The sequence below is a fragment of the Ruegeria sp. AL3 genome (assembly GCF_056536065.1).
Genome location: NZ_JBQFJG010000002.1, coordinates 923,831 through 947,536, shown reverse-complemented (window position 1 = coordinate 947,536; position 23,706 = coordinate 923,831). Strand labels below are relative to the sequence as shown.

15 protein-coding genes and 2 pseudogenes are annotated in these 23,706 nt (G+C 56.5%); 3 read left to right on the top strand and 14 right to left on the bottom strand.

Annotated elements, in window-relative coordinates; genetic code table 11:
* Positions 1-41: 41 nt before the first annotated feature.
* The 6 genes and pseudogenes from ACR3E6_RS20690 to ACR3E6_RS20665 form a co-directional block, all read right to left on the bottom strand.
* On the bottom strand, positions 42-806 hold the full coding sequence (locus ACR3E6_RS20690; RefSeq protein WP_171636111.1) for an SDR family NAD(P)-dependent oxidoreductase: 765 nt from the start codon (positions 804-806) through the stop codon (positions 42-44).
* A complete protein-coding gene (locus ACR3E6_RS20685; RefSeq protein WP_480489127.1) occupies positions 806-2,512 on the bottom strand; it encodes an IlvD/Edd family dehydratase in 1,707 nt (568 codons plus the stop codon). The genes ACR3E6_RS20690 and ACR3E6_RS20685 overlap by 1 nt, the downstream gene beginning before the upstream one ends.
* A 58-nt stretch (positions 2,513-2,570) precedes the next feature.
* Entirely contained in the window at positions 2,571-3,911 is a 1,341-nt protein-coding gene (gene melA / locus ACR3E6_RS20680; RefSeq protein ID WP_480489125.1) for an alpha-galactosidase, read from the bottom strand.
* A pseudogene (locus ACR3E6_RS20675) lies at positions 3,908-4,755 on the bottom strand (carbohydrate ABC transporter permease). The gene melA and the pseudogene ACR3E6_RS20675 overlap by 4 nt, the downstream one beginning before the upstream one ends.
* 1 nt (position 4,756) lies before the next feature.
* Positions 4,757-5,682, bottom strand: a pseudogene (locus tag ACR3E6_RS20670) (carbohydrate ABC transporter permease).
* Positions 5,683-5,774: 92 nt separating this feature from the next.
* Complete coding sequence (locus ACR3E6_RS20665; protein ID WP_480489123.1) at positions 5,775-7,034, bottom strand: ABC transporter substrate-binding protein; 1,260 nt, start codon at positions 7,032-7,034, stop codon at positions 5,775-5,777.
* Positions 7,035-7,175: 141 nt separating this feature from the next.
* On the opposite strand from ACR3E6_RS20665, the gene ACR3E6_RS20660 reads away from it, so the two are divergent.
* The 3 genes from ACR3E6_RS20660 (at position 7,176) to ACR3E6_RS20650 (ending at position 11,569) form a co-directional block, all read left to right on the top strand.
* Positions 7,176-7,982 (top strand): IclR family transcriptional regulator, encoded by an 807-nt coding sequence (locus ACR3E6_RS20660; protein ID WP_480489121.1) that lies wholly within the window; start codon positions 7,176-7,178, stop codon positions 7,980-7,982.
* Positions 7,979-9,037 (top strand): ABC transporter ATP-binding protein, encoded by a 1,059-nt coding sequence (locus ACR3E6_RS20655; protein WP_480489119.1) that lies wholly within the window; start codon positions 7,979-7,981, stop codon positions 9,035-9,037. Before ACR3E6_RS20660 ends, ACR3E6_RS20655 begins: the two co-directional genes overlap by 4 nt.
* 318 nt (positions 9,038-9,355) lie before the next feature.
* Positions 9,356-11,569 carry an NADP-dependent isocitrate dehydrogenase gene (locus ACR3E6_RS20650; RefSeq protein WP_480488187.1) on the top strand — a complete coding sequence of 738 codons (2,214 nt, stop codon included), beginning with the start codon at positions 9,356-9,358 and terminating at the stop codon, positions 11,567-11,569.
* Between the two features lie 575 nt (positions 11,570-12,144).
* Here the strand turns inward: ACR3E6_RS20650 and ACR3E6_RS20645 are convergent.
* The 8 genes from ACR3E6_RS20645 to ACR3E6_RS20610 form a co-directional block, all read right to left on the bottom strand.
* Positions 12,145-13,119 (bottom strand): glycosyltransferase family 2 protein, encoded by a 975-nt coding sequence (locus ACR3E6_RS20645; RefSeq protein ID WP_480489117.1) that lies wholly within the window; start codon positions 13,117-13,119, stop codon positions 12,145-12,147.
* Positions 13,120-13,372: 253 nt separating this feature from the next.
* On the bottom strand, positions 13,373-14,482 hold the full coding sequence (locus ACR3E6_RS20640) for a LysM peptidoglycan-binding domain-containing protein (protein ID WP_171636092.1): 1,110 nt from the start codon (positions 14,480-14,482) through the stop codon (positions 13,373-13,375).
* A gap of 44 nt (positions 14,483-14,526) precedes the next feature.
* Positions 14,527-15,789: a transporter substrate-binding domain-containing protein gene (locus ACR3E6_RS20635; protein ID WP_171636090.1), complete on the bottom strand. Its 1,263-nt coding sequence runs from the start codon at positions 15,787-15,789 to the stop codon at positions 14,527-14,529.
* A 21-nt stretch (positions 15,790-15,810) separates the two neighbouring features.
* Complete coding sequence (locus ACR3E6_RS20630) at positions 15,811-16,593, bottom strand: PP2C family protein-serine/threonine phosphatase (protein ID WP_171723769.1); 783 nt, start codon at positions 16,591-16,593, stop codon at positions 15,811-15,813.
* A 3-nt stretch (positions 16,594-16,596) separates the two neighbouring features.
* Positions 16,597-17,634, bottom strand: a complete 1,038-nt coding sequence (locus tag ACR3E6_RS20625; RefSeq protein WP_480489115.1) for an FHA domain-containing protein — start codon at positions 17,632-17,634, stop codon at positions 16,597-16,599.
* 201 nt (positions 17,635-17,835) lie between these two features.
* Positions 17,836-20,022 (bottom strand): serine/threonine protein kinase, encoded by a 2,187-nt coding sequence (locus ACR3E6_RS20620; RefSeq protein WP_480489113.1) that lies wholly within the window; start codon positions 20,020-20,022, stop codon positions 17,836-17,838.
* A gap of 341 nt (positions 20,023-20,363) precedes the next feature.
* Positions 20,364-21,650 (bottom strand): dynamin family protein, encoded by a 1,287-nt coding sequence (locus tag ACR3E6_RS20615; RefSeq protein ID WP_480489111.1) that lies wholly within the window; start codon positions 21,648-21,650, stop codon positions 20,364-20,366.
* Positions 21,647-23,689 (bottom strand): dynamin family protein, encoded by a 2,043-nt coding sequence (locus ACR3E6_RS20610; RefSeq protein ID WP_171723765.1) that lies wholly within the window; start codon positions 23,687-23,689, stop codon positions 21,647-21,649. The genes ACR3E6_RS20615 and ACR3E6_RS20610 overlap by 4 nt, the downstream gene beginning before the upstream one ends.
* Between the last annotated feature and the right edge of the window lie 17 nt (positions 23,690-23,706).

The following is a 23,706-nucleotide window of genomic DNA, read 5'->3' as shown; positions in this document are numbered from 1 at the left end:
ATGTTCCCCAGTCGACGGCGATCCATTCAGCGTTCATAACATCACCCCGAAACCACGACGCCGCCATCAACAGCCATACATTGCCCGGTCATTGCATGGCTGGCCTTGGACGCCAGAAAAAGTGTTGGTGCTATCATATCCTCGGGCTTCAGGTGCTCTTTCAGACATTGCCGGTCCAAATGCGCCGCCAGATCCTCGGGCGTGGCCCATTTATCCAACTGTTTTTGCGTCAGAACCCAGCCGGGGGCCAGAGCGTTGACGCGGATTTTCCTCGGCCCCAGTTCTCGTGCCAATGACCGTGTCATCCCCGTGATCCCGGCATTCGAGGTCGTATAGATCGGATAGCCAGCATTGCCCATCATGTAACTGATCGAGCTGAAATTGATGATCGACCCGCCATCTTTCATTTGCCGGGCGGCTTCCTGACACGCGAAATAATAGGCTTTCAGGTTCACCTCGATCATCCAGTCCCAGAATTCCGTCGTGGTTTCCTCAAGCGTATGACGTTGGTCGTTGGCTGCATTGTTCACCAAGACGTTCAAAGGACCATGAGCCTCGGCAGCCTTGGCCATCGTCGCGTGCAGTAGTTCGGTATCCGTCATGTCGCCTTGCAGGAACAGCGGCGCGCGGCCGTGCTTGTCGCGCATCTCTTCGACAAAACCGCTGGCATCCGACCGACCAATGAAGGCCACATTGGCCCCCTGTGCCATGAATCCATCTGTCAGCGCCGCACCGACGCCCGAGCCGCCGCCGGTGATATAGACGGAGGCCCCGTTGAGATCGTGGAATGTAGCTGGTTGGGTCATCAGTGGCTCTCTCTGGTCACGAGGCGCGTGTCTTTGCCAACAAGGAAATCCAGATCCGCCCCCTGATCCGCTTGCAGCACGTGGTCGATGTAAAGTTTTGCATATCCGCGTGTGTAGTGCGGATCATCCGGTTGCCACGCGGCGCGGCGGGCGTTCAGTTCGTTTTCGTCCACAAGAAGTTCCAGTTCGCCGCTGCTGGCTGAAACACGGATGCGGTCTCCGCTTTTGACCAGCGCCAGCGTGCCACCCGCCTGTGCTTCGGGGCTGACATGCAAAATGACGGTGCCATAAGCTGTTCCCGACATGCGGGCATCCGAGATCCGGATCATGTCTCGCACACCCTCTTTCACCAATTTCGCCGGAATTGGCATGTTGCCGACCTCGGGCATGCCCGGATACCCCTTGGGGCCACACCCTTTGAGCACCAGAATGCTCTTGGCTGTGACCGGCAGGTCTTCACGGTCGATATTGGCCTTCAGATCTTCGATGTTGTCGAACACAAAAGCCTCGCCCTCGGTTTCAAGAAGCGCGTCAGTGGCCGCCGAAGGCTTGACGATTGCCCCATTCGGCGCAAGGTTGCCGCGCAGGACTCGCAGGCCCGCAGCGGGCTTTACAGGATCATCGAAGGGACGGATGACGTCCGAGTTGCAACACTCGGCCCCTTCGTAATGTGCTGAGATATCCTTGTTCATAACCGTCTTTGCCGGGCGCAGGAACGATTTGAGTTCATTCAGTACAACCGGCATGCCGCCTGCGTAGCAGAAGTCTTCCATCAGGTATTTGCCCGACGGCATGCAGTTGACCAGCAGCGGTATTTCGGATCCGATTTCAAAGTCTTTCAGGGTCAGGTCAACCCCGACACGCCCCGCCAGCGCCAGCAGGTGAACCACAGCGTTGGTCGAGCCTCCTACGGCGGCATTGGCGAGGATGGCGTTCTCGAACGCCTCTTTGGTCAGGATGTCCGAGGGCTTGAGGTCTTCGTCGACCATCTCGACGATGCGCCGGCCGGTCATGTGCGCCAGCGCCATGCGGCGGGCGTCGACCGCCGGAAGCGCGGCATTGGTGGGCAGGCTCATGCCCATCGCCTCGACCAGCGATGCCATGGTGGACGCCGTGCCCATGGTCATGCAGACACCAGCGCTGCGCGACATGCCGGATTCAGCGTTCATGAAATCCTGCAAGGTCATTTCGCCGGCCCGAACGGCCTCGGAAAATTTCCAGACATCGGTGCCGGATCCGATATCCTGTCCACGGTATTTACCGTTCAGCATCGGGCCTGAACTGACGACGATCGAAGGCAGATCGACTGACGCCGCCCCCATCAGTTGCCCCGGCGTGGTCTTGTCGCAGCCGCCCAACAGAACGACTCCGTCAATACCATAGGCGCGGATCGATTCTTCGACATCCATGGCCAGCAGGTTGCGGAACAGCATCGCGGTGGGTTTCATCTGGGTTTCACCCAGCGACATGACGGGGAATTCGACCGGGAAGCCGCCCGCCTCCCACACGCCGCGTTTTACGCCCTCGGCCAGGTCGCGCAGGCCCGAGTTGCAGGGGGTCAGTTCCGACCAGGTGTTGCAGATGCCAATTATGGGTCGTCCGTCAAAAGCGTGGTCGGGAAAGCCCTGGTTTTTCATCCACGACCGGTGGATGAAGCCATCCTTGTCGAGTTTTCCATACCAATGCTGTGAGCGGCGTTTTATCATGTCTGGCTTTGTTTTTCTTGGCTGAAGTTGGATCTGAGTATTTGTAAAATGATGAAGATTAGGCGGCGCGGGCCGGTCGGCACCAGTCGGGCAGCCAATCGTTATGGGCCGTCAGCAGATCCGTGACAAGGTTCTGGATCTGGCGCAGGTCCAGTTCGGCGGCGGTGTGCGGATCCATCATCGCGGCGTGATAAATATATTCGGGGTTCTGTTCTGTCAGGGCCCGAACAGTCAGTTCCTGTACGTTGATCTGGGTGCGCATCAGGGCAATCAATTGCGGCGGGATGTCGGTCACGACAGAAGGCTGTACGCCGTTGCTGTCGACCAGGCAGGGGGTTTCGACCGCCGCGCCCATGGGCAGTTGCGGGATCTGGCCGGTGTTGGGCAGGTTGCCATAGGCCATGTAGGGCGTGTTCGTTGCGATCGCGTTCATCAGGTCGGCGGCGAATTCGTGGCTGCGCGTGACATCGATATTGCGCCCGTCGGTTAGGGTCTTGGCCTGTTTCTTCCACATCTCTACCTGCTCGACGCAGCGGGTGGGGTATTCGTCCAGCGGGATCGAGAATTCCTCGATCAGGTCCTGCCGCCCGTCCTTGATGAACCACGGCACGTATTCGGCCAGGTGTTCCGAGCTTTCTGTGCAGAAATAGCCCAGATGATCCATCACCTCGTACCGCACCTTGTTGGGGCAGCGCGGCATCAGCAGCGGTGCCTTCGGGAATTTCCCCGCGTGATAGCCCCGTCGCAGTGCCGGATACAGGTCGCGGCCCTGATGTTCCAGTTTCAGAAAGAATGCGACGTGATTGACGCCCGCGACTTTGTAGCGGAACTCATCCTTTGGCAGATCCAGATCATGGGCCAGTTCCTCGACCGTATTTTGAACCGAGTGGCAAAGGCCCACATGTTTCAGGGAAGGGAAGCGTTCGGCCAGTGCCCAGGTGTTGATGGCCATCGGATTTACGTATTGCAGCAATGTCGCGTTCGGACAGAGTTGCATCATGTCCCCTGCGACATCCCAAAGCACCGGAACCGTGCGCAGGCCTCGCATGATTCCTCCGACGCCCAGCGTATCAGCGATGGTTTGACGCAAGCCATACTGCTTGGGGATCTCGAAATCGGTGATCGTACAGGGCTTGTACCCCCCGACCTGAAAGGCGGTGATGACGAAATCGGCCCCGTCCAGCGCCGCACGGCGGTCGGTATGGGTCGAGACAGTCGCCCCGGCCCCGACCGAGCGGATCATGGAGCGCGCAACTGCTTCGCTTTCAGCAAGGCGCTGGGGGTCGATATCCATAAGCGCAAAGTGACTGTCGGCCAGCGCAGGGGTCAACAGAGCATCTCCAACGATGTTCTGCATGAAAATTGTGGACCCGGCACCGATAAAGGTAATTTTGGTCATTTCACAGCTCCGAGGGTCAAACCCGCAATAAAGTGTTTCTGCATCAGGAAGAACATGGCCACCGGTGGCAGAGCCGCCACGATGGAGCCCGCGCTCATCAATTGATAAGCGGCGCGGAATTGTGCGTTGAAACTGGTGATTCCGGCAGTTACAGGCTGGCTTTCCGCGCCTTGCGTCAGGACGACGGCCCAGAAATAGTCGTTCCAGATGAAGGTGAAGATCAGCACGCTGAGCGCGGCGATCGCGGGCTTCATCAGCGGCAGGACCACGTACCAGAAGATGCGCCATTCGCTGATGCCTTCGACCCGTGCTGCCTCGATCAGTTCAAAGGGCAGGGCGCGGATGAAGTTGCGCATGAACAGGGTGCAGAACCCGGTCTGGAAGGCGATGTGAAACAGGACCAGCCCGGTCTTGGTGTTGTAGAGCCCAAGTTGCAGGGTCAGATCCCGAACCGGCACCATCAGGATCTGAAAGGGCACGAAATTCCCAGCCACGAACATGAAAAGATCCAGAGGTTCGACTTGAACTTGTAAATGCCAAGCGCGAAGCCGGTCATGCAGCTGAGCGCCACCGCTCCGATCACGGTAGGGACGGTGATCATGAATGAATTCAGCAGGTATCGCGGCATGTCCGAATTAAAGAACACCTGACCATAGTTAAAGGCGCCTTCAAAGCTGGACGGCATTCCCCAGTAATTCGCGTTGGTGAAGTCAGCAGCGGGTTTTACCGAGAAAAGAGCAACCGCCAGCAGGGGACCCAGCCACAACAGAAGGGCCAATGGAAGCATGGCTTGATACGTGATCTGCGCCGCGCGGGGTTGTTTTTCGATGGGTTTGGGAAACATCTCAGCGCCCCTTCTCTTCACGGTACATCGACCACAGGAAGTAGGCGATGAAGCACAACATGATCAGGAAAAGGATCACGGCGATGGCCGCGCCATAACCCATGCGGAAGCCATATTCGGACAGGGCGACCTCGAACATGTAATAGGCCAGCACGCGGGAGGATCCGAAAGGTCCGCCTTGTGTCATGATCGAGATCAGGTCGAATGACCGTAATGCGCCGATGATGGTCACGACAAACGCGATAAAGGTTGCGGGCCGCAATTGTGGGATGATGATGTGCCAAAGCATCTTCCAACCCTTGGCCCCGTCCAGGCGTCCCGCTTCGATCTGTTCCGGGTCCACAGCGTTCAGGCCGGTGAGGTACAGGATCATGCAATAGGCGGTTTGTGGCCAGAGGCCGGCGAAGATGATGCCGTAGGTCACAAAGCGCTCATCGCCAAGCACGTTCAGGGGACCAAGGCCGAAGAGGTCGAGGAATTCGTTCAGCAACCCGAAGGTCGGATCGTAGAACCAGGTGAACACCAGCCCCACCACGACCTGAGAAATCACGAAAGGAAAGAAAAACAGGGACTTATACAGGCGGATGCCCCAAACTGTCTGATTCAGGAACAGGGCGATGAACAAACCTGCCGGAATCGCGGCCAGGTACAGGATCAGCCAGATCAGATTGTTCTTCATCGAGATGTAGAAAGCATCCCGGTCTACCCATTCCCAATAGAGGTCTTCGTAGTTGCGAAAGCCGACGTATTCCGCAGCGCCAGGCCGTCCCACTCGTAAAGCGACAGGTTGAAGGACTGGAATACCGGGATAATCACATAGACCAAGAAGAACAGCATCCCGGGGGCCAGAAACAGCCAGGGTGCGATGCGTTGTTGGTTGCGATGGAACCAGCTTTCCTGTTCTGAGGCGTCGGCTGCAACTGTCATGGGAAACTCGGGTCTGTTGGAGCAAGGCGGGTCGGAACCCGCCCTACGATTCAAAGGAGCGTGGGCCGGGCTTTGGCCCGACCCTTGCCTGATCAGTTATCGTAAATACGCTCGCGCGCGCGTTCGAGTTTGGCCAGTATCCGGTCCAAGTTGTCGGGTTTGACCATGAATTCCTGGAAACCTTCCATGGACACTTTGGCCATTTCCGCAGGCGCGTCGCGGTCCCAGAACTGGGCTACCCCACCGGGGCTGTTGGACGAAAGCATTTCAAAGCCCTGTTGCAGGAACTTGTCGTCATCCACAGCGGATTGCGCGTTGACCGGCAATTGGCCGAGATTCGCGCCGTTGTTGATTTCGGTCTGTTCATCAGCAGAGACCACGAAACGCAGGAATTCGCGCGCAGCTTCCTTGTTCGAAGCATTGGCCGGGATGTGGAACGTGTCTGTCGGAGCGTCTTCGGCCAGCTCAACATCGGGATTGATCGCGACGAACTGGTAGAAATCCAGCTGGTCATCTGTCAGGCCCGCATCGCGCAACGGTGCCACTGCGAAGTTGCCCATCAGATAGGCTGCTGCCTCACCATTGACCATGAAGGGCAGCGCTTCCTGCCAGCTGTAGGTCTGGTGGTTGTCGATGAATGCGCCCATGTCGATCAACTGTTTCCAGTTGGCGAAGGTCTGCTTGACCCGGTCGTCTTCCCAGCTGACTTCGCCATTGGCCAATTGCTGATGAAAATCAAAGCCGTTTGTGCGCATGTTCAAGTAGTCAAACCAGCCACCAGCGGTCCAAAGGAACTTGGTACCGATCGTGTAGCAGGCGCGTCCTGAATCGACGATTTTCTGGCAGTTGGACAGTTCTTCTTCCCAAGTAGTCGGCTCGCTCAGGCCCAGCTCGTCAAAGATGTCTTTGCGATAGTAGACACCCCACTGATAATAGGTATACGGCACACCCCATTGCTTGCCGTCGATTGTCAAAGCGCCCTTGGTCGAAGCGAGATTGTCGGCGATCTCGGGCTCGGCCCACAAATCTGAAACGTCCTCGAACAGACCCGCCTCGACATATGGTTTCATACGGTTGGCCGCGTACCACGTGGCCACGTCCGGGGTGTCAGCCGTCAGGAAGTTCCGGATCTGCGTTTTATAGGCTTCGCGGTCGATGACGGTTGTTTCGATTTCCAACCCCGGATGCTGTGCCCCGAACCGTTCGATCATCGCCTCCATTGTCGCGCGTGGCGCCGGGTTCGATGTGTCCAGAAAGATCCGCAGCTCTCCGGTGAGTTCCGCAGCTGCTGGTGCCGCCATCGCGACACCAAGCGCCAGCGCAGCCGTCGTGCGCTTGAAAGTTGAATACATAGTTTCCTCCCTGTTTCTCTCCAATAAGGTTCCAAATAGTGAAACCTTGTTTTATATATTGAAAACTACACATCGACTCGGTTACTGTTGTCAAGACCCTCGTGAGGATGGCGAGGGAAAATCGGAGGAGAATGATGGCCCGTGTCAGGTGACGGAACTATAGGCAAAGCATGTGATGTGCTGGATCACGTGGCATCGTTCGAGCGCCCCGTTCGATTCGCTGAACTTTTGGAAAGCAGCGATTTTCCAAAGGCGACCCTGTATCGATTTCTGCAATCCCTCACCAACCAGGGAATGCTGTCATATGACCGCGACAGGCAGACCTATGCGCCCGGGATGCGACTGGTCCGGTTGGCCCATGCGGCATGGACGCAAAGCTCATTGGCCCCGATAGCGCGGCCTTTTCTGGATGCCCTCAGTCAAGAAACCGGTGAAACCGTGCATCTGGCGCAGCTTGATTCCAGTCAGGTTCTTTACGTCGACAAACGCAACGCCGCACAACCAATCGAGATGTACTCTCAGGCTGGTAAAGTTGGCCCGGCCTACTGCACAGGGGTCGGCAAGGCGATGCTGGCATTTTTGGACGAAGATGCGTTGAACAGGGCGGCGTCGCAGCAAAGCTATCACCGCTTCACCAACAAAACTCTGACATCCGAAAAGATGTTGCGGGCTGATCTTGACAGAATTCGCAGCCGGGGATTTGCCATCGATGATGAAGAGCACGAGCCTGGCATCATATGCATCGCCTGCCCAGTTCTGACGTCGAACGGTCGGATGCTTGGGGCAATTTCGATAACCGGGTCCACCGAACGAATGGATTTCGATCAACTCGAAGCCTGGGTGCCGCGCCTGCGGCGCGTGGCTGAACAAATCGGAACCGAGGCACAAGCCTGGCGGTTTCCCGAAACAGGCCCTAGTTCCAAAAACGACAGGATGCTGATGACATGACAGGTGTAACTCTGAATCGGGCAATCAAACGGTACGGTCAGACACAGGTCATTCATGGGATCGACCTGCAAATCGAAGATGGTGAGTTCTGCGTTTTTGTAGGGCCTTCAGGGTGCGGAAAATCCACGTTGTTGCGGATGATTGCAGGGCTGGAAGAAACCTCGGAAGGTGAGATTCACATCGGATCGCGCGAGGTGACACATATGGATCCAGCCAAGCGCGGCGTGGCGATGGTGTTTCAGACTTATGCGCTCTACCCGCACATGTCAGTGGCGGAAAACATGGGATTTGGTCTACGCATGAATGGTGTCCCAAAAGCCGAGATCGACCAGAAGGTGCAGGAGGCTTCGAGCATCCTGAAGCTTGATCCTTATCTCAAGCGCAAACCCAAGGCCCTGTCCGGGGGGCAACGGCAAAGGGTTGCGATCGGGCGGGCGATTGTACGCGGGCCCGAGGTTTTTCTGTTTGACGAACCCCTGTCCAACTTGGACGCTGAATTGCGTGTCGAGATGCGCGTCGAAATCGCGCGTCTGCATCAGGAAATCGGTGCAACCATGATCTATGTGACCCATGATCAGGTCGAAGCCATGACGATGGCGGACAAGATTGTGGTGCTGCGCGATGGCCGGATCGAACAGGTCGGCGCCCCGATGGATCTGTACCGTGATCCCGACAACCGGTTTGTTGCAGGTTTCATCGGTTCGCCCGCGATGAACTTTCTTGATTGCGATTATGCCGACGGCCATGTCACCCATCCCGCTTTGGGCCAGCCATTGCCGGTCTCGGCAACTGTTCCTGCCGGAACGGGTAAGGTGACGTTGGGGATGCGCCCTGAACATATTCACATCGACCGGTCTGCCGACACCTGCACTGTGGACCTGACCGAAGCGCTTGGGGGTGTATCCTACTCGTATTTGCTGACGCCAAATGGGGACAAACTGATTGTGGAAGAGCGGGATGACCAGCGCAGCAAAACCGGCGACCGGATTGGCATATCCATTCAACCTGACCGTGCCATGGTATTTGATCCCGAGACAGGGCAGAGATTTCGGTAATCCTTGGCCGCAACCCGAAAAAATTCGTGGGACCAGCCGGGCAGCTTCATGGAAAACATGTGGCGTGACCTGAAGGGAAACGCCAAAGACAGCCGGGTGAAACGTTGAGCTGATGACATCAAAAGCCATCCAAGCCCAGCCCGTGGCAAAACGCGCGGGCACAGATGATTGATTCCCCGCGTAACGTGATTTAAGGGAGGCCCTGTCAAAACAGAGTCACCCAGGGGCGGTATCGTGATCGCGCCCCTCCCGCGCCACGCTGAAGTGGCTTCAACTCTTGGATCGCACGCCCCGAAAGGCTTAAAAAGGTAAAAGAATATGGCAGATAAATCGAACTTCGACATATTGTATACCATTGTAGACGAAGCGCCCGAACTGGCCAGCGCCTCGTTCCTGCCCATCATTCGCAAGTTCGCTTCGGCTGCTGGCGTCAGCGTGGGCACCAAGGACATTTCACTGGCCGGGCGCATTCTGGCAGCCTTCCCCGAAAACCTGACGGATGAGCAGCGTGTCTCGGACGATCTGGCAGCATTGGGTGAGCTGGTAAAAACCCCGGACGCCAATGTGATCAAGCTGCCGAACATCTCGGCATCGGTTCCGCAACTGGTGGCCGCCATAGAAGAGTTGCAGTCGCAAGGCTATGATATCCCGGCCTATCCCGAAGAACCTTCGACCGACGAAGAAAAGGCGATCCGTGCGCGTTATGATGCCATCAAAGGCTCGGCCGTGAACCCGGTTCTGCGTGAAGGTAACAGTGACCGCCGTGCGGCGCGGGCTGTCAAAAACTATGCCCGCAACAACCCGCATTCCATGGGCGAATGGACCTCGGACAGCAAAACCAAAGTCTCGTCCATGTCGGGCAACGATTTTTACGCCAATGAGAAATCGTCCACCATCACCGCTGCCCAAGCGGGCGATGCAAGGATCGAGTTTGTCAGCAAAGACGGCAGTGTGACTGTCCTTAAGAACGCGTGGCCGCTGGACGAAGGCACCGTGGCTGATGCGACCTTCATGTCGGTCAAAGCACTGTCATCCTTTCTTGCAGAGGCCATCGAGGACACCAAGAAAGACGGCACAATGTTCTCGTTGCACCTGAAAGCCACAATGATGAAGGTCTCGGACCCGATCATCTTTGGCTATGCGGTCAAGGCCTGGTTGGCGCCGGTTTTCGACAAATTCGGTGCGGAACTGGATGCGCTGGGTGTGAATCCGAACTCGGGTCTTGGCGATTTGCTTGAGCGTGTTCAAAACAATGCCGAGATCGTCGCCGCAATAAACGCGATCAAGTCTGATCGTCCATCCATGTATATGGTGGATAGCGACAAGGGCATCACCAACCTGCATGTTCCTTCCGATGTGATCATTGATGCTTCGATGCCAGCGGTGATCCGCGCGGGCGGCAAGGGTTGGGATGAGACCGGTGCCAAGGGTGATACAAATTGCGTCATCCCCGACCGGTGCTATGCAACTGTTTATGATGAAAGCATCAAGTTCTTCAAAGCCAATGGTGCATTGAATCCCGCCACTGCCGGTGCGGTCGCAAATGTTGGCCTTATGGCGCAGAAGGCCGAGGAATACGGCAGCCACCCGACCACCTTCGAGGCGCCCGCCGACGGCTCAATGCGCATCGTTCTGGCCAATGGCGAGGCCCTGCTTTCGCACGAGGTCGAAAAGGGTGACATCTGGCGGGCCTGCACCGTCAAGAAGGCGCCGATCGAGAACTGGATACAGTTGGCGATGGACCGTCAGCGCCTGACCGGATCCGAGGCGATCTTCTGGCTGGATGCGAACCGTGCCCACGACGCAGAGCTGATCAAATATGTCGAACCGGCACTCGAGGCTGCGGGCGTGGCTGACAAGTTCCAGATCATGGCCCCGCGCGAGGCAACGCGCCAGACGCTGGAAACCATCACCGCCGGAAAGGACAGCATCGCCATCACCGGCAACGTGCTGCGTGACTATCTGACCGACCTGTTCCCGATTCTCGAACTGGGCACCTCGGCCAAGATGCTGTCGATCGTCAAGCTTATGAATGGCGGCGGCCTGTTCGAAACCGGGGCAGGGGGCTCGGCACCGAAACACGTGCAGCAATTGGTCGAGGAAAATCACCTGCGCTGGGATTCGATGGGTGAATTCTGCGCGCTTGGGGAATCACTGAACTTCCTGGCCGACGCCAAAGGAAACGCGAAGGCAGGTGTTCTTGGCGCTGCGGCAGAGGCCGCAACTCAGGGCATTTTGGACAACAACCGGTCGCCAAGTCGAAAAGTCGGCGAACCGGACAACCGCGACAGCCACTACTGGTTCGCGCGCTACTGGGCCCAAGCCTTGGCTGCCCAATCTGACGATGCCGATCTGGCAGCTGAAATGGCACCACTTGCAAAAGCGCTGGCAGAGAAAGAAGAGCAGATCTTGTCGGAACTGGCCGCAGTCCAAGGACCGTCGGTGGATTTGGGCGGGTACTATCACACTGACCCGGTCAAAACCGCCGCTGTGATGCGCCCCAGCGCTACGCTGAACGCAATCATCGGCTGATCGCCGTCGAACAGGCGGGCGAGTTTCGTCCGACATCAATACACGAAGGGACCGCCTTTGAGCGGTCCTTTTCATGGAACGCGGGATTGCCCAAAGACCCGCCCCGAACCTTACGCCTGACGATCTGTAGCTTGCTGTGGCTGCGCCGTTAAAACCAACCTTGTCAGGTCCTATGAACGACTTGCGCAATGTGTGCCCGGTAAACATCTGCGCATCACGTTGGGTTCCAGCGCTTGGGCCGTCCGGACACCAGGCGCAAATTTCGATCGCTTTCCTGAAACTGCGAACAGGGCGGTCAGCAAGGATCGAAAAATCCTGATTTTTGGAAAAATTTAAGATTTACGGGATTCCCCCAATAGCGCCGGTTTTCAGTCCGCGTTAGGTATTTGGGGACAAAGAATTTCACTGGTGAGGCCTTAGGGCTATATCACTCACTCAGAAAAATGGCCGGCATTTGGGGTGCTGGCCATTTGCGTATCTGGTTCACCAAATCCTTGAACAAACCAGCGTGTTCAGACGCTTACGCGCGAACAGGCCGTTCATTTGCCTAGCATTGAACTGGGGGTTGATTTTAATCAGCCAAATCGACGGGTTTGAGCCTCGACAAGCGATGGCTTGATTTGGTCAACGCCTGACGCAGCTACACCTTTGTGCTGCAAATATGACAGACGACGTGCTTCCCTCCGGGCAAGAGCCAGAGATTCCAGAATCAAAGCGCAGACGATGGACAGCATTGTCGCAACAAAACCGGATACTGCGACGACGACAGACGGAATTCTATCGACAAGCCCTGTTTCCAAAAATTCCCGGAATACGGATGCAAACACAAAGAGCGAAGGCAAAAACATCAACACGGCCAATGACAGGAAAAACGCAACGGGCTTTTCATCCTTGATCAACAAGCCGATCATTTTGAGAATCCGCCACCCGTCGGAAAACGTCGCCAGCTTAGAGTTCGAATCCGGCAGGCGTGACGAATACCTTGTTTGAACCTCACCGATTGGCATGCGCATCTGCATCGCATGAACTGTTAGCTCTGTTTCAATCTCGAACCCGTTTGATACTGCGGGGAAGCTTTTGACAAAGCGTCTGCTGAAAACGCGGTAACCCGAAAGCAGGTCGTTGATTTTGCTGTTGAAGAAGAATTTCACAAGCCAACTGAACAACGCGTTGCCAAATTTGTGGCCGCGCCGATAGGCTTCAGTTTCTTCATTCACACGGGCGCCGTTGACCATATCCAGATTCTGCGAAACGAGCATGTCGATCAATTCCGGCGCCGCCGCGCTGTCATAGGTCGCATCCCCGTCAGCCATAACGTAGACATCCGCATCAACGTCGGCAAACATTCGACGGACCACGTTGCCTTTGCCCTGGTATGTTTCGGAATAGACCTGCGCGCCTGCCTCAAGCGCGACCTTGACGGAGTCGTCGGTGGAATTGTTGTCATATACGTAAATCGTTGCGTCGGGCAGGGCCGCGCGGAATTGCCGAACGGTTTCACCTATGGCAACGGCCTCGTTGTAGCAGGGCAAGATCACTGCAACGTCCAAATCCGATCTGGTCGCGGACGACGGTGAGTTATTCTGAATATTGAAGGCGCCCTGTATCATATGCAAATCACGCTCTTTCATTGGCATCAATTGAATGATGATCGTGCTTGGGGTTGAAGGTGCTGCGTATTTGAGGCTGTTATGAAGCAGATAAGAGGCCAAAATTTGTCATTCTGAAAAACCTCGTGTTTGACGCTGACAAAAAAGGGGCCGATTGAAGAACCGGCCCCAAAGTTTCAGCTGAACCGAGGGATCAGTTCGACGCTGCCATCAGTTTTTCGTTGTGCTCGCGCAGCGTGTCGGAGACGATCGCATACCATTCCCCGGTTTCGCGCATCTCGTTCAGGCCTTTGTTCAGCATCGCCAGGTATTGCTTGCCGAACGGATTGCTGCGGTGGCTGATAAAGCGCAGCGAGGAAAGCGAGGTCACGTACGGGTTCTCAACCAGGTCGTTTTGGTTCAGGCCCATTTCAACCATTGTGTCCGAGAACAGCTGAACTTCAAAGGTTGCAACATCTGCGGTGCCGGTCAGGACCGCGTCAAGGCATTCGCGTGCGGTGATCGGCTGCATCAGCGTCATGGTTTCACCGTTGTGCAGACCTTCCTGTTCCAGATCATGGATGAACCAGCCATCCATACGGCAGATCGTGGCGCCCTTCAGCTCTTCAAAGGTTGTCGCATTCGCATACTGGCTTTCCGGAATGGTGTAGAACCCGACGACAATGTCGTAGACCGGAACAGATGAATCGAACTGGGTGCAGCGCACCTCGGTTTCCCAGGACCATTCGTAGGTGCGGTTGGTGCAATCCGGCATGTTCCACGCCATGGACACGTCAAAGGCGCCAAGAGGCAGAAGAGTTTCCAAGTGCGAGTTCCAATCATCCACGAAGCTTACGGAATAGTCGCGCGCGTTGCCGCCACGCTGCAAAGCCGTGGTGCCCAGACGGGTGATTGCTCCGCCGCCGTTCAGCGATTCATCGGCGAAAGGTGCCCAGCCATTGCCGGTCACCAGCTTGATCGGTGGCTGGTAGACGCTCGAACGTTTGACGCTGGCCGCGCGTTGTTCTTCAGCTGCGATGATTTCCTGCGCGCTCTGACCATTGGGCAGGCTACCGTCCTCACAGGGAAGGGCCAGAACCAGACCTGGCTCCAGAGCGTTGGGGTTGGTGATTTCGTTCCGGTTCGCGTTGAAGATCGGCTGATAGTTCGACGTGCCGTAGGCTGCGATTGCAATGGTCGCCATGGTGTCGCCGTCTTGGACGGTATAGTTGGTGCAAGCTTCCTGTGCTGCAGCGGCACCTGCGCTCAGAGCGGTAATAGCAGTTGCTGAAAGCGCTACCTTTTTCATCTTCTCGTTAAACATGTCCACTTCCTCCAGACTTTAGTTTGTCAGGCCAGATCGGGGCCTTATCCATTTTCCATTTGATGACGCAGGGCGGTTGACACGATGTCGCGCCATTCGCCCGATTGCTGCATGATTGCCAGACCCTGATTCAGCGTCTCAAGGATCGCTTCCCCATCAGGATTATCTTTGTGGGTCATGACGTTGAGCGACTTGATGGCCGCAAGGTTGGGGTTTTCGATAATCCGGTGCTTGTACCCAAGCCGTTCAATTGCCTCGGCTGCCAGATGTGCCTCGATGGCGACGATATCTGCGGTGCCTTCCATCAAAGCGTGAAAGCAATCATCCGGTGACGTTGGCCGCAGAAGTTTGATGACCGGTTCGTACAGGCTTACAGCGTCCATGTGAGACAAAGACCAACCCTCTGGCCGGCAGATCGTTGCACCGGCAAAATCGGCATAGGTCAATGTCTCCTCATAGCCGGAACCTTCGCGGGCGAAGAACGTATCCACGACCTCGTAGAACGGGTTTGAGAAATTGTAGGTCTCGCACCGATTGCGATCATCTTCCGACAGCGCAACGGCCTCTTCGCAATTGGGGCGCGACCAGGGGAAGGTGGCGTCAAATGCGAGTGTCGGCATCAACAGGTCCAGATGCGAAGACCAGTCATTCACGAACTGAATCTTGTAGGCCTGTTCGGGAGCGGCACGAAACATCGCTGTCTCAACCAGATGGGTATAGAGCCCCCGATTGGGCAGAGATTCATCGGTGAACGGAGCGTAGTTACCGCCAGTGATCAACAGCAATTGACGGTCCCGGATTTCGGGCCGTTCACCCGTTCCGGCATTTCGGATCAAAGCGGCAGCTTCGGCACGGGCGGCTTCAATCTCTTCCTTGGCAGCAGCGCGTGCTGCAACGACCGCCTCTTCACTCGCGTTCTTTGCCTCGGCTTCCGCTGCGGCAACGCGGGCTTCCGCTTCGGCCACGGCTTTCTCGGCACGTTCTTCTGCGGCTTTTACCAGCTCTGCCGCCATTTCGGCGGCCAGCCGCTCTGCCTCGGTGTCAGCAAGCGCCGGAGCACGCCCGACATCTTCCAGACAGGGCAGTTCCAGAACGTCGCCGACGCGGATGATATTGGGGTTGGAACCGATAACATCCCGGTTCGCGTCGAAAATGATGCGAAAGTCCTCGGTCGCATAAACTTCGATTGCCAATTCCCGTAAGCTATCGCCGCGTTGAATTTCATAACTTGAACACGCCTCTTGCGCAGATGCCGCGCCCGTGGCGGCAGCAAGGGCAAGGCTTGATATGAGTAAGTGCTTTATCATGGGTCCTGTTGCTTTGCCTGTTTAGGTTCTTGTGAGTTTCGCCACTGCGATAGAAAGATTGTCCTGATCCGGGTCACCCTTGGCCTGCACAGCCGTCAGCAATGCTTCGGCAATGTCTTGAGCCAGCCCCTGTTGATGATCCCGCAGAATGGCTTGAATTTCGGTGTCGCTGATGTACTGCAACCCATCACTTCCAAGGATCAGGACATCGGCGGGCGACACGATCAATGGATCTTCCGGGCAATCCACTTTGGGAATGGCCCCGCCTGTAACCACGGACGTTAATTGATTGCTGTCCATGTCCCGGGCCACCGCTTCGGTGATCTCGCCCGAAGCCACTTTCGACGCAATCACGGGTGCCATCGAGTGGTCTTCGTTGACCTGCGTCAACGCTCCGTCCCGAAACAGGTAAAGAGGGCTGTCGCCGATCGAAATCCAGAACACACGCCGCCCCAGAAGAAGGACACCCAACATGGTTGATCCCATGTTGAAGCCATGACCCCTGGCCTCGGTGTAGTTGGCGATCGCGGCATTGGCTTGCATGGCGGCCAAAGGAAGCGCATCTATCGCGGATCCTTCGTTCAGGGTTTCTGCCTCAAGTTCTGCGTCCAGCGCGTCGCGCCATGCAGCCACTACCATTTCCGAAGCTATTTCACCCGCCTCATGGCCGCCCATACCGTCCGCAATCACAACATAGCCCGCGTCCGACGCGTCAAACATGCGGGCTGCAATCGCGTCTTCCTGCGTTTCCCGCTGACCCTGGTTCAGGATCAGCGCAACATCATATGCCGGAGTTGCCAGCATTTATCAGGAATCCCGCCAATCAAAACCGTCGTCGCAGAAGGCCATGAACCGGATCGAGGTTTCGCTGATGCGGATCAGGTCTCCGTTGGACAGGGCCACGGTGCTGAGAACAGGTTTGCCGTTCAGACGTACAAGATTGGCCTTGCCGCCATGGCCCAAGTAACACTTCCGGTCTTCGGGGTCATAGGCGATGACTGCATGGTTCGAGCGCGAAATGCCGGTATCGCCAAAATCCAACTGAATGGCCTGGTCATCGTTGCGCCCGATTTGCATCAGGCCTTCGGTGAGCGTAATGCTTGAACCTCGTCCCGGACCGGCTGTTACGACCAGCCAGCCCACCGGGAATGTCTCTTGCGCCGCTTCTGCTTTCGCTACGGGTTCGGAGGATTCGATCAGGTCCTGAACATGCGTATCGGCGCGCTCAAATCCCAGAAATGTCGTCTTGACCCGTGAACGGCGATCCTCGACCGGGGCAGGGGCTGTTTCAACCTGCTCAATCACCGGCTCAACCGCGTCTTCGACCTGCTTCTCTTCTGGGGCCGGAGCTTCGGCAACCTCAACCTCGCCGACTTCTGGCTCGGTAGGTTCGGACACGACCTCGGCCGTTGCTTCCTCTGGCGAAGTCTCGGCGGGTGTTTCCGTCACATGCAGGGTGACAACCTGCTCGACCTCAACCAGTTCTTCGACATTCTCTTCCACCAGAACGTTTTTCAGAGCGTCGCCCTCTTCCAAGTTGTCTTCTTCCGAACTGTCTTCGGCAAAGATCGACTCCTCGGGTTCGGCCACTGCCTCCGGCTCGGCCTCGTCAAACTCGGGCATCTTTTCTTCGGGGATCAGTTCATCCGTTTCCTCATAGGATTCGGATGTCATGTTTCCACCGGCCAATGCGGCGCGCAAAGCGTTGAAATCCGCAATGGGTTCCTGCTTTTCTTCTTCGCTTACAGCACCGTCTACTGTGGCCGGTTTCTCGGCAACGTCTTCTTCTTTGGATTTGCCGGCACCTTCGAGAAGCCGGCTCAGAGGGCTTTTGTATTTGAACATGGTGTCGACACCTTCAAGTTAGTGACGCAGATAAGCCGCGTCGTAAGCTGCTACTGTTCCCTGCACGTCAGCGCAGAGCCACTCAATGGATACCCATGGGAACTGATACATTCTGCGGCGGGCCGGTTCCCGCCAGGGTGGCACACCTTGATACCACCCTCAGCAAACACACACTGGCAGATCACTATCGAACCGGTCAGATTACTCCTGTGCAAGTTGCATGATTGCGGCCGTCTCGGCCCCATTGCGCAACACTGTCAGATTTGCCTCAGGCTGCTCGCTTGAAACGAGTGCGGCCAGCATCTCATCAAGGCTTTCCGAGCCGTCAAATGTGATGCCGGAATGGCTTTCATTCAGAAGGACATCGTCTTTTTGCAGGCTTACTGCCGCGTCAGCCGGAACTGCGTTCACCGTGGTTTGCCATCCGCTATTGCCATCGGCGCTCACGGTAAAGGTGTAACCATTTTCTAAACCAACGGATCGTATGGCGGGAAGGGCCAACAAACCATTTTGCGCCCGGGTCTGACCCAGCGGGCGATAGCGGGCAGCAACCCTTGTGTACCCATCGGCATCAACCTTCAGGTTATCCAGAACCTGCGCCGCAAAAGGTACATCCTGGCGGACCGGGCTGCCATTCAGGGTATAGATGACAGCGCCACGCTGTACCCAATCGCCGATCACGCTCATGTCCTGATTGGCGTCCACGCCCGTAACTGCAATGGTGGCTCCGGTCGAGCCGCGGCGGCGGGATATCTGGAAGGGGATATCGACATCCCAATGCGCAAACGCCACCTGCTGTTCCGCCGGAACACCGGCGTTAGCGATTGCATCAGTCGCAGGCGTCTCGATCTCAGACACTGCTGCAATATCAGTCACTTCTTCCGACTGTGCCGGAATTTCGGAACGTTCAGTGTCTACGGAGGCTGTTTCTGTGGCAGCTGGCTCCGCAGGTACTGGTTGTGCCTGCTCGACAGGCTCTTCCGGTTTGGGTTCGGGTGCAACGACCACTTCGGGTTCGGGATCGGTGGCCTCTGTGACAGAAGGATCGGTAACGGGCGCCTCTGTCTCAGCGGACTGTATGTCTGCCATGGGCTGCGCGACCGGTGTTTCTGCCTGGTCTTCTGTCTTGTCGCCGGACATCACAAAGAAACCACCTGCAGCCAACGCAACTGCAACAACAGCCGCGCCTGCAATCAGCTTGCCGCTGCCGCCGGACCCGCTCTGAACCACTGTATCGACAGCGACCGGGGTTTCCTCTTTCTTTGAGATTTTGGCCAGATCGCCATCTTTTTTGTCTTCGTTGCCAAGAACGATGTCCGAGTTTCCGGCCAGCAGGGCCGTAACTACGGCTTCGGCGTTCTCGCTTTCGGCCTTGATCCGGGCCTTTTCTTCCTCTTTGTCTTTGCGATCCATGCCGACAATCACGGACACGGGACGATAGGCGAATGTGTCAAACATGACACCAGGGCCGCGGAACATGCGCAACCAATCCAATGCAGATTGAAGACGATCCGTGGCGTGAACTTCCATCGCCTTGTCAATCGCCTCGAGGAACCCGTCTGGGTATCCTTCGAAACGACCGGTCAATGGCGTGTAGGGGTCATCCTGCCCGTTGTTGAACGCGTTCAGGCGGCTCTGGCCGTCGATGGGGCGTTCACCGCTGATGGCGTGATAAAGCGTGGCGGCCAGAACATAAAGGTCGCTGCTGGGCCCTTGATCCGCGCCCCGCACATAGAATTCGTGCGGAGAGTATCCATCCTTGATCACGCGCAGTGTCAGCAATGCTGCCGATTTGTTCGCCGCTTGCTCGCGTGCGGCGCCAAAATCGATCAGGACGGGGTCTCCGTTTTCATCAATCAGAATGTTGTCCGGCGAAATGTCCCGATGCAACATGCCGCTCTGGTGAATGAAAGACACCGCGGACAACATTTTTTCGGTGACCTGAACGATGAAATCAGGGCCGCCGTCATTCTCCGGGTTTTCCACGTAATCCAGCAGGTCGCACCCACGGATGAGATCCATTGCGATATATGCAGTGTCATTGTCTTCGAACACCTGATGCACATCTACGATATTGGGATGTACCAGACGCGCATGATTGCGTGCCTCCTGAATAAAGAGGTCAATGATCGAGCGCAGGTCGTCCTTGAAGGACGGGTCGTTTGGTTCGACCAGATCACCGTTGCGGCGGCACAGCGCTCCGGGGAAGCACTCTTTGATCACGACGTCGCGCTCCAGGCTGTCGCGCGCCAGGTAAGTGATCCCAAATCCGCCGTTGCTGAGATAGCGGAGGATTTCATACTGCCCGCGCAACAGCTTTGCGCCTGGCTGCAATCCTTCAATTTTCGGTTCGTCGTGCGTCGCGCCGACAGCCTGGTTGTGGCTCATTTCAATCCGCCCGTTCTATTCATTTTGCGGCTTAGAAAAACCGGGCCGACAGCCCACGAACTCACAACCAAAAACAACCGCAGGACACTTGAGAACGGTTAGACGTTTCAAATTTGACTTTATTGGGGCCGCCTGATGGCTTCACTATGGATCGTTTTTCGCGAGATAGCATATGTTGTGCCTAATGGTATATGCGGATCTATATATAGACAATGAGTATGGGCTGATTGAAAACTTAAACCCGAAATCAAGCGTGTTGGTCCACGAATTCGAAACAATAAAGGGCCGATTCCTCGGCCCTTCGAATCGCTGCAATGCAGCTCAATCTTGACGGGAAAGCGTCAGGTTCCGGTTTTCGGCTGCGCCGCTGCGACCGTGCTGCCAGCCCATGCAAGGTTGTCGCCCAGCTGCGCCAGAATGCTGATTGCGTCCTTCAATGGTGCGTCCCCGCTTTCGAATTGCAGCAACAGAAGCAAATCTGTCGCCTTTTCAAATTCAGCGGGAATCCAATCAGCTTCGGGGTCGATTTCGCCACCTTGTTCCAGCCGTTCCGCAAAATCTTCGACGATCTCCTGACAGCTGCTCAGAAACGCGGCCGGTTCGATATCAGAGGTTTCACGTAGATCTTCATAGATGCTTGCTATTGCGGCCAGCCAGTCCTCGAGAATGGGGTTGTTCAACGGGGGCAGGGCAGACCCAAGCGTTGACTGCATTGATGCGGTATCATTCGAAACAGGCTCTGGCTCTGCGCCCTTCAGCGCCTCAAGATAGGGCAGGAAGTCCTGCTGCAAATCTTTCCGCGCAGCCTCGAGATCGCCGCGGCGCCGGTCGGATGCCGCTTCCAGCACGTGTTCCGCAAGGTTCTGCCCGCCGCAGGTTTCCCAAAGCGCAAAGTCGGGCTCTGGCTCCTGCGCCATGGCACGCACGGCGACCGGCGTACCAATTGGGACAACGGCGCGGAACATTCCTTCTTTTTCCTTGTTCAGACGCGCAAGGACGCGCTCCAGGGCACCCTGCACCGGTGGCAGATCAGCATGTGTTACGGCGAGCAGGCTGTTGGCCCGAAGCTCCGGGGGCACCTGAGACCACAAGTGACGCTCGGTCTCGCGCCAGGCATTGGTTCCATTTGTGCACCAGATGGCACAATCGACGAATTTCAGCAGATCCAAAGTCGGCTTGTAGGTATCATCCAGAGCACCCGAGCCCGGAAGATCAAACAGCGATATTTCCTTGAGGGCCGGAGTATTGATACCGACCGATATGAAATCGGGCTCTTCCTGGGCCGCTTTTTCCAGCACTATGCCGGAGTATGTCTTTGGTTCCCTGTTCCACCAACCGACAGTCGTTTCGGGCGCATCCGCGTATGCGACGATCACAAGCGGCAATTTCAGATGCTGCGGGCCGGTTGGCAGAATGTCCGCGCCAGCCAGCATGTTCGCCAGACTTGACTTGCCTGCGCCGAATTCCCCGGCGAAACCGATATTGACCGCGTTTGACAGACGTTCAGCGTGGGACAGAGCCCGCGCACGCATATCCTCCAACGCCTCGTCAGGCGTCAGGTGTTCAGTTGCGGTCAGGAAGCGCTCCAGTTGGCGTACTTCCTTTTCAGTTCCGGGAAATTCAATCATTCCGCAGCCTCTGCTTGTCTTTCATCCGCATCGGGTGTTCCAAAAACCGTCTCCAGCTCAGCTGCAATGCGACGTGCTTTGTCGAAGGCACCTTGCGCTTCCGCCTGGGCGTTCAGTTCTCCTGAGTTGGAACGGTGCTCAAGATGACCGGCCAGAAGGGCCATATAGTGGTCCAGAACCGTATTCAGCCGTTCCAACAGATCGTCGCGGGTCGTGTCGATCAGGTCATCCCCGATCAGCTCGAACTCCTGCACGATCAGCCGTTCTGCACGCGCCACAACGCTATTGCGCGAGATCAGACGCGACAGCCAGTTTACACGCAATTCAACGGTAATGCCACGGGTCAGGGCGGTGGTGTCCGGCCGGAACCAACGTACAGCACTGGTGTTCATGCGATTGTCGACCGGCTCTTGCCATCCCGGCAATGCCCGCAAGGCGGCATTGCAATGCATGTCGATCGCGTAAAGCTCGCTGAGCATGCGCTGCCGAACAACTTGCGATGCCCCCTGTACCAGTTCACGCATACGCTCGCGCAATGGCGTAAAATTAAGCTCGGTCTCTCCGCCTTTTGCCAGCAGAGGCGACTGGCCGTCCGGCCCGCGCACAACGATAGCCACCGATTCCGAGACAGTGTCATCCATGACCCCGCGCAGATTCGACAGGACATCATCCATGTCACGCGTGATCTCTTGCGTTTTTTCAGCAATCAGTTTCCGCAGGTCGCCAAGTGTCTTGTCGCTTTCATCGGTATTTCGGACATCCAAGCCGTCTTCATCTTGCAGCGCCCGCAAACGAACCTGAGAGCGCTCAAGCTCCCCGCGTGCGAAGCTGTCGAGATGTTGCCAGGCCATACGCAACTGTTCGTTGATCGGTCCGTCCGTCAAAGCCTGAGTGACATGACGGCGCAGATCGGGCAGGCCGGACGCAATCATTGCGGCAAAGCGCAGAACCGCTTCGCGGCTGATCGGTCCCGGGCCTTGTTTGATCTCGGCCACACCGTTGAGATATTGCTGCATCTGTTCCGGGTGGGCGCGCAGCCATGCCAGAACGTGGTCGTGGTTCACTCCGGTTTCATCACCGGTCAGAGCATAGTGCGCCCATTGCGCGCTGCCCATCAGGACATCGATGTTCGAGTTGCCGAGCGCCTTTTCCAACCCCTCCAATACATCCAGACGAACCTTGGCCGCGTCTTCGGCCCCGCCGCCCAGTTCATCCACACGGTTGATGAAGACGACGATCTGCCCGAGTTCCAGCGCTTGCATCAACCGGAACAGTTTCAGATCCGCGCGCGACAATGCCTGATGCGCGGACAGAACCACCACAAAGAAATCGGATTCCTTCAGATACTGTCGTGAAATTTCTTCACGGATCAGCAGGGGGTCATTTACACCGGGCGTGTCGGTGACCGTCAGTGGAAACGGAAAATGGCCCAAGTCAAAATAAACCTCGGCCTTGCGAGTGATGTCGCTGTAAAGGCCGCGATCGCTTCCGGGGTCCAAAGCCCCGTCCTCGGACGGATCATCCCCGGCACAGACATATCTGGCGAGGTCATCTGACGTCAGTTCGTCCAGATCGTGCTGTTGGCCCAGCAGCTGTTCATAGCTGTCACCCAGACGCCGACGCGCCCGGACCTTCATGGCCTCGACCTGTTCTTCGATCATCTCGCGCTTATAGCTGTCCTCGTCATCGGGAAACATGTTGCGCAGTTCTTCACCTTCGGCGATCAGCGATTGCCATTGGTAATTGTCGAAGAAGTGGAATTCGGCACCTTGGGTTCTGCGGGAAGGGTGCCCGAAATGCATGTCGGTTATAACAGTTGTCCAGGGGTTTACATCCGACGGCAAATACTCTGCCTGACCGGTGAAGCCGTTGATCAGACGCGATTTTCCAGCCTTGATTTGCCCGACAAACGCAATTGACGGTTTCAGATTGCTAAGATCACCAATGATGCGCGAAATGAATTGGCGCGTTTCATCATTGCTTGCCCCGTTCATTTCTTCTGCTATGCGAATAAGTTCGCGGCGATGTGTTTCACTCATTACTCATTACCCTGATT